Here is a 6,891-nt window from a genome sequence, read left to right as displayed (position 1 = left end):
TCGATCCCATGCCGTTCTACACAAAGCATGACACGCAGCACAACAGGTCCTGCACAATATGACCAATCCGTCGCATCGGAATCGCGCTTTGCGCGACGCTGTGCCGGTTGGCGGCACTAACGTGCCGTGACGCTCCCCCAGTCACGTTTTGCGTGACAGCTCCCAGCCGAGGGGCCGAGGCTACCGCCAGCGTCACAAGCGTTGGACACTTGCCGGCGCGGCAGCTGCCGCTGCCGCTGACAACACAGCATCGCGCGATAGCGCGATTCCGACACCTTGGTCCACACAATCACAGCACAGCTCATGCACGCCACAATGCGAAGAGCCGTTTATGCCGGATCGACCGTGCCGATGGGCTGGCCGTAGCGTACGGCGTCGCCGATGGCGGCGATCGTATGCAGCGTGCCGGCGTGCGGCGCGGGGATCTGCGTTTCCATCTTCATCGCCTCGACCACGGCGACCGGGTCGCCTTCGGCCACGGTCGCGCCGTCGTCGGCCAGCCATCGCACGAACGTGCCGGTGATCGTCGACGCGACGGCGTTCGGATCGGGCGCGGACGTATCGTCGCCGGTCGTGCCGTCGGTCGTCGCACTGCCGCCGGACGTGGCGACCGCGAACGACGCGGGCAGGCCGAGCCGCACGCGTCGACCGTCGAGCTCGATCCACATGCGTCGCATGGGCTCGTCGCCGGCGGCGCGATCGTATGCAACGGGCGAATCGGACGGACCGGACGAGCCGGACGAGCCGTCGCCTTCGACCAGCGTGGCCGGGTTCACGCGCGGCAGGAACGTCTCCTCGATCCAGCGCGTGTACACGCCGAGATGGTCAGCGGACGAGAAGTCGGGGTCGGCGAGCACGGCCTTGTCGAACGGGACGACGGTGGGCACGCCCTCGATCTTCAGTTCGGCGAGCGCGCGGCGGGCGCGGCGGATGCACGCCTCGCGCGTGGGCGCGTACACGACGAGCTTGGCGAGCATGGAGTCGAACTGGTCGGGGATGTCCGAACCGGCGGCGACGCCCGTGTCGAAGCGGACGCCGGGGCCGCTGGGCGCGCGCAGAACGCCGATATGGCCGGGGAACGGCACGAATCCGCGGGACGGATCCTCCGCGTTGATGCGGAATTCGATCGCGTGGCCGTGCGCTTGCGGTTCGAGTCCGGCGATGGACTCCCCTTCCGCGATGCGCAGCTGCTCGGCGACCAGGTCGATGCCGGTGGTCAGTTCGGTGACCGGATGCTCGACTTGGATGCGCGTGTTGACTTCCATGAACGACATGGTGCCGTCCTCGGCGACGAGGAATTCGACCGTGCCGGCGCTCACGTAGCCGGCCTTGCGGCAGATCGCGACCGCGGTCTGCTTGAGATGGTCGGTGATGGCTGCCGGCAGGAACGGCGCGGGCGCCTCTTCGATGAGCTTCTGGTTGCGCCGCTGCAGCGAGCAGTCGCGCGTGCCGACGGCGACGACGTTGCCATGCGTGTCGGCGAGGATCTGCACTTCGACGTGGCGCGGGCGGTCGAGGAAGCGTTCGAGGAAGCAGTCGCCGTTGCCGAACGCGACTTCGGCCTCGTGCGTGGCGGACAGGAACGCCTCTTCGACGTCTTCGAGCCGGCGCACGACCTTGAGGCCGCGTCCGCCGCCGCCGTGCACTGCTTTGATGGCGAGCGGCAGGCCGTGTTCGCGGGCGAACCGCACGACTTCCTTCGGATCGTGCACGGGCGCGACGGTGCCGGGGGCCATGGGTGCGCCGACTTCGGCGGCGATGCGCCGGGCCGCGACCTTGTCGCCGAGCGTGCGGATCGTCTCGGGGTCCGGCCCGATCCACGTCAGTCCCGCGTCGATGACGGCCTGCGCGAAGTCCGCGTTTTCCGACAGGAACCCGTAGCCGGGATGGACGGCGTCGGCATGCGCGCGTTTGGCCGCGGCGACGATCTTGTCGATGTCGAGATAGGTTTGGGCCGGCGTGGCACCCTCGAGCGGGTACGCTTCGTCGGCGAGCTGCACGAACAGCGCGTTCGCGTCGGCGTCGGCGTAGACGGCGATGGCCGTGCGTCCGGTGTCGTGGCAGGCGTGGATGATGCGGACCGCGATTTCGCCGCGGTTGGCGATGAGGATTCGGTTCAGCATGATGATTCCTTGCCGTGATTCTTGATATGGAAGCGAACGCGCGCGCCGGGCGGAAGCTGTCCGGCGCGCGCGAGCGCGGGTTTGGTGAGGACCGCGATGATCGGATAGCCGCCGGTGACGGGCTGGTCGCGCAGGAACAGGACGGGTTGCCCGTTGGACGGGATTTCGATCGCGCCGGGAATCATGCCTTCGCTGGCGAGTTCGCGCGTGTCGCGGCGTTCCAGCGCGCGCTCGCCGTGCAGGCGCAGGCCGACGCGGTTGGATTGCGGGGTGACGGTCCATTCCTGATCGAGGAAGTCGGTGATGCCCTGTGCGGTGAACCAGTCGTCGCGCGGACCGAGCGTCACGTCGAGTGTGACGGTTGTACCGGTCGCGGGCAGATCGGACGGCCACGGCTGCGGCTGGCCGACGGTGGGCACGGGGGACGATACGGCTCCGAGGCAGGCAGGCTGTTCTCTCCCCCAGTCGGCTCCGCCGACAGCCCCCTCGTCAGAGGGGGCTTGAGGGACGTTTGTCGCGGCCGCCACAACGGCAAGCGGCATGTTGGGCTTGAGCGGGGCCGGGCCGAGCCCGGAGAGGGTGTCGGCGGAGGCGCTGCCGAGGACGCGGGGCACGTCGAAGCCGCCTTGGACGGCGATGTAGTTGCGGAAGCCCTGTTCCGGGAAGCCGAGTTCGAGCCGTTCGCCGGGTTGCATCAGGAACGCTTCCTGCCGCGCGATGCGGGTGCGTCCGTGTTCGCCGATGACGGTGATGTCGGTCGGGGCACCGGTGACGGCGAGCACGAGCGCGCGGTGGACGGTCAGGCGCAGTCCGCCGCCGGCGGTTTCGATCGCCGGCGTGCCTGCGGGGTTGCCGACGAGCGCGTTCGCCAGATGGAACGCGCCGGGATCGGCCGCGCCGGAACCGGTCACGCCCATCGTGGCCGCGCGTCGGCCGTCGTCCTCGAACGCGGCGAACATGCCCGGATCGTCGATCGTCAGGTCGGCGGCCATACTATCATCTAACGTTTCACAAATTGTTTCACGAGTTGGCGTTACGACGGTGGTCGTATTGCGCACCGGCTCGAAACGCACGGTGTCGCCGGGCTGGATGAGGGCGGGGGGTTCACGATGATCGTCCCACATGGGCACATCGGTCGTGCCGATGAGCTGCCATCCGCCGGAACTGGGGCGGGGATACACGCCGCTGAACGTGCCGGCGAGGCCGACCGCGCCGGCCGGCACGGCAAGGCGCGGGTTCGCGCGCCTCGGCACGTCGAAGATCGGGTCGCCGCCGGTCAGGTACGTGAATCCGGGCGCGAATCCGCCGAACGCGGCCGTCCACGCGTGCGACGAATGTCGGGCGACGATCTCCTGCGCGCTCACGCCAAGCAGGTCGGCGACCGCGTCCAGATCCTCGCCGTCATACGCCACCGGCACGGTCACCGTTTTCACGAGATGTTCGACATGTCCGGTCAGGTCCAGCCCGCGCAATGCCGCAGCCAGTTCGTCACGATCCGTGAACAGCGGGTCGAATCGTACGAGCACGGTCCGCGCGGCCGGCACCACTTCGGTCACACCGGCGAACGGATCATCCACGGCGGCAACCGCCACATGCGCTTCTCCGGCGACCACTCCCCCGTCAACCACGTTTCCGGCAGGCATGACCCCGGCGGCCGCACGCCGCGCCTCGATCGCGGCATACAGGGACATGGCCGCGTCCAAACCATCGAGTTCGACCAGCAGCGCAGCCCGGCTCATCGGCAGAAATCGCATCATCGTCACTCCGCAATCACTTCGCAATCACTTCGCGAACGCCCGCACGTCGAACCCGTCGGCGTCGAGCCGAGCGCGGATCGCACGGGCCATCGCGACGGCGCTCGGACTGTCGCCGTGCACGCACACCGAGTCGGCGGCGACCGGAATCACACTGCCATCGATCGCAACTACTTCGCCGGCCGACGCCATGCGAGAGACGCGCGCGGCGACCGCGTCCACGTCGCTGATCACCGCGCCGGGCTGCGTGCGCGGCACGAGCGTGCCGTCGGGCATGTACGCGCGGTCGGCGAACGCCTCGCGGAACACGCGCAGTCCGGCCGCGGCGGCGATCTCGCCGACCACGGAACCGGGCAGGGTGAGCAGACCAAGCGACGGATCGATCGCAACGATCGCATCCACCACGGCCCGCGCATGGCGTTCGTCGTGCACGATGCGGTTGTACAGCGCGCCGTGCGGCTTGACGTACGAAACGTGCGTGCCGACGCTGGCGGCGAGCCCTTCGAGCGCGGCGAGCTGGTACATGACGTCGGCCTTGAGATCGGCCGGCTGCTCGTCGACGAAGCGGCGGCCGAAGCCGGCCAGATCGTGGTAGGCGACGTGCGCGCCGACGCACACGCCGTTTTCCGCCGCGTTTGCGAGCGTTTTCAGGATGCCGGCCGGGTCGCCCGCGTGGAATCCGCAGGCGACGTTCGCGCTGGAGACCACGTCGAGCAGGGCGTGGTCGTCGCCGAGCGTCCACCGGCCGTAGCTTTCGCCCATGTCGCTGTTCAGATCGATGCGCATCGTTGGTTCGTCCTTTCGTCCCGGTCGCATGGACCGTTGTTTCACGTGTTGTTTCGCACTATTACGCCGATATGCTCACCGTGTTCACCGGTCATAGTCGGCGATGGCTTGCACTGCCCCTCGGTCACTTCGTGACAGCTCCCCTAGCAAGTCCCTTAGCAAGGGGAGCCAAGAAAAACTCACACCATGTACGTGCGGTCGGGCACGTCGCTGATGAACATGTGTCCCGGCGCGTGCGTGATCGCGAACGTCGGCTTGGAGGCCATGACCGCGGCCTGCGGGGTGACGCCGCACGCCCAGAACACGGGAACGTCGCCGTTCTCAAGTACCGGCGCGTCGCCGTAGTCGGGGCGCATGACGTCCGTGACGCCGATCGATTCGGGCGATCCGACGCACACCGGCGCGCCGTGCACGCTCGGATAGCGGGCGGAAATCCGCACCGCATCGGCCACCTGATCCGGCTGCACGCCGCGCATCGAGACGACCATGTTCGCGCTGAACCGGCCGGCCGGGCGGCACTTGATCGACGTGTCGTACATCGGCACGTTGCGTCCGGCAAGAATGTGGCGGACGGGAATGCCGGCTTCCATGAGCGGGAATTCGAACGTGAAGCTGCAGCCGATCAGGAACGTGACCAGATCGTCGTGCTTCGCCCAGACATCGGTGATGTCCGGCAGCGTGTCGACCAGCTTGCCGTTCTCCCACACGCGGTAGAGCGGAATGTCGGTGCGCACGTCGGACCCGGCGGCGATGGACGGGAACGGGGAGCCGGCGTCGAGCACGTCGAGAATCGGGCACGGCTTCGGGTTGCGCTGCGCGAACAGCAGGAAATCGTACGCGTACTCGCGCGGCAGGGCGATCATGTTCGCCTGCGCATAGCCCTTCGAGATACCGCACGTCGGCCGCACCACGCCGCCGCGAAACGCCTCGCGCGCGGCGGCAGGCGTCGTGTTCTCGTCCAATGCGTCGGCCGTTCCGTCCATCGTCATCGCCATTCCCCTCTCTGCACGCGCCGTCGCCATGCAAGCGGCGCCGGCACATCCTCACGTCGATCATCAACGCAACGACACGCTAGGCACCGCAGATTAAACCTCTATTACGCACTCGCGCCGCTCGTGTTAACACGACGGCAACACGACCGGCACTTCCCATTGTGTCGTCCACGTTACCGCCAGATATCGGGCTTTTCGCGCGGGCATAACACGCGGGGACTAGGTTGAAGAACCGTTGACCGTTACAGGAGTCACAGGAAAGGGAGCGTCATGACTGGAATCGTGTTGGGAATCGGCAATTCGTCGCTGCTGTTCGCACCCAAGGGCACCGCATTCGACCCGAACGAGACGATCGAACTCGTCGACCCGGAGGCGCCGCACGTGTCCGTGTTCGACCTGAGCGTGCTGCGCGGCGACGGCATCTTCGAGGCGACGACCGTGTGGAAGGGCTTCCCCGTCTCGCTCGAGAACCATCTGCGCCGCCTCGTCACGTCCGCGGCCATGACCGACCTGCCCGAGCCGAACGTGGACGCGTTCACCGCGGCCGTGCAGAAGGTCATCGACGCGTACGACGACCCGGAACCCGGCCCGATGCTGCGCATCCTCGTCTCGCGCGGCTTCGATCCGACCACCGGCGTGGGCGCGAACAAGAGCCATCTGCCGAGCGTGTGGATCTTCCTTGACGGCAAGGGCCTGCTGCACGAGCTGACCCCGCTGACCATGATCTCCCTGTCGCGCGGCTACGCGTCGGACGTGACCGCGAAGGCGCCGTGGCTGCTCAACGGCGCGAAGACGCTCAGCTACGCGATCAGCCAATCGGAGCACCGCCTGTGCGGCCGCCGCGGCATCGGCGACTCGATCCAGTACACCACCGACGGGTTCACGCTCGAATGCCCGAACTCGTCGATCGTGGCGCAGTACGGCGACACGTTCGTGACCCCCGACCCGCGCATCGGCATCCTCAATGGCACGTCGCAGCGCGAAATGTTCGCCTGGGCGCTGCAGGAGGGCAAGAAGACCGCATACAAGAAGCTGCCGCTGGCCGAACTGCGCGAGGCCGACGCGCTGTTCATGACGCACGGCGGCTGGGTGATCCCGGTGCGCGAGCTCGACGGCAAGGCGTACGCGGTGGACATGCCGATGGTCGAGGCCGTCAACGACGCGATGCACACCGGCCGCACACGCGAGCTGGCGCTGACGATCGGCCCGTCCGGCGACTACGAGTTCTGAGCACGC

General features: G+C 67.7%; 5 protein-coding genes. 1 reads left to right on the top strand and 4 read right to left on the bottom strand.

Annotation, left to right across the window (positions count from 1 at the left end; genetic code table 11):
• Positions 1-329: 329 nt before the first annotated feature.
• From KIH79_RS03690 to KIH79_RS03675, 4 genes are all read right to left on the bottom strand, one after another.
• A complete protein-coding gene (locus KIH79_RS03690; RefSeq protein WP_236023576.1) occupies positions 330-2,123 on the bottom strand; it encodes an acetyl/propionyl/methylcrotonyl-CoA carboxylase subunit alpha in 1,794 nt (597 codons plus the stop codon).
• A complete protein-coding gene (locus KIH79_RS03685; RefSeq protein WP_219058175.1) occupies positions 2,117-3,862 on the bottom strand; it encodes a 5-oxoprolinase subunit B/C family protein in 1,746 nt (581 codons plus the stop codon). The genes KIH79_RS03690 and KIH79_RS03685 overlap by 7 nt, the downstream gene beginning before the upstream one ends.
• Positions 3,863-3,904: 42 nt before the next feature.
• Positions 3,905-4,663 (bottom strand): LamB/YcsF family protein, encoded by a 759-nt coding sequence (locus tag KIH79_RS03680; RefSeq protein ID WP_219058167.1) that lies wholly within the window; start codon positions 4,661-4,663, stop codon positions 3,905-3,907.
• Between the two features lie 179 nt (positions 4,664-4,842).
• On the bottom strand, positions 4,843-5,685 hold the full coding sequence (locus KIH79_RS03675) for a putative hydro-lyase (protein ID WP_219058166.1): 843 nt from the start codon (positions 5,683-5,685) through the stop codon (positions 4,843-4,845).
• 240 nt (positions 5,686-5,925) lie between these two features.
• Between KIH79_RS03675 and KIH79_RS03670 the strand changes: the two genes are divergently transcribed.
• Positions 5,926-6,885 (top strand): aminodeoxychorismate lyase, encoded by a 960-nt coding sequence (locus KIH79_RS03670; protein ID WP_219058165.1) that lies wholly within the window; start codon positions 5,926-5,928, stop codon positions 6,883-6,885.
• Positions 6,886-6,891 lie beyond the last annotated feature (6 nt).

The organism is Bifidobacterium miconis (assembly GCF_019331735.1).
In the GTDB taxonomy this organism is placed as follows: domain Bacteria; phylum Actinomycetota; class Actinomycetes; order Actinomycetales; family Bifidobacteriaceae; genus Bifidobacterium; species Bifidobacterium miconis.
Note: the sequence above shows the minus strand (reverse complement) of the source record. Positions and strands in the feature narration are given on the sequence as shown.

Bases quoted from the DNA above. Each gene is read 5' to 3' on its own strand.
- KIH79_RS03685 (WP_219058175.1), bottom strand. From the start codon at position 3,862: ATGAGCCGGGCTGCGCTGCTGGTCGAACTCGATGGTTTGGACGCGGCC.
- KIH79_RS03680 (WP_219058167.1), bottom strand. From the start codon at position 4,663: ATGCGCATCGATCTGAACAGCGACATGGGCGAAAGCTACGGCCGGTGG.
- KIH79_RS03690 (WP_236023576.1), bottom strand. From the start codon at position 2,123: ATGCTGAACCGAATCCTCATCGCCAACCGCGGCGAAATCGCGGTCCGC.
- KIH79_RS03670 (WP_219058165.1), top strand. From the start codon at position 5,926: ATGACTGGAATCGTGTTGGGAATCGGCAATTCGTCGCTGCTGTTCGCA.
- KIH79_RS03675 (WP_219058166.1), bottom strand. From the start codon at position 5,685: ATGGCGACGGCGCGTGCAGAGAGGGGAATGGCGATGACGATGGACGGA.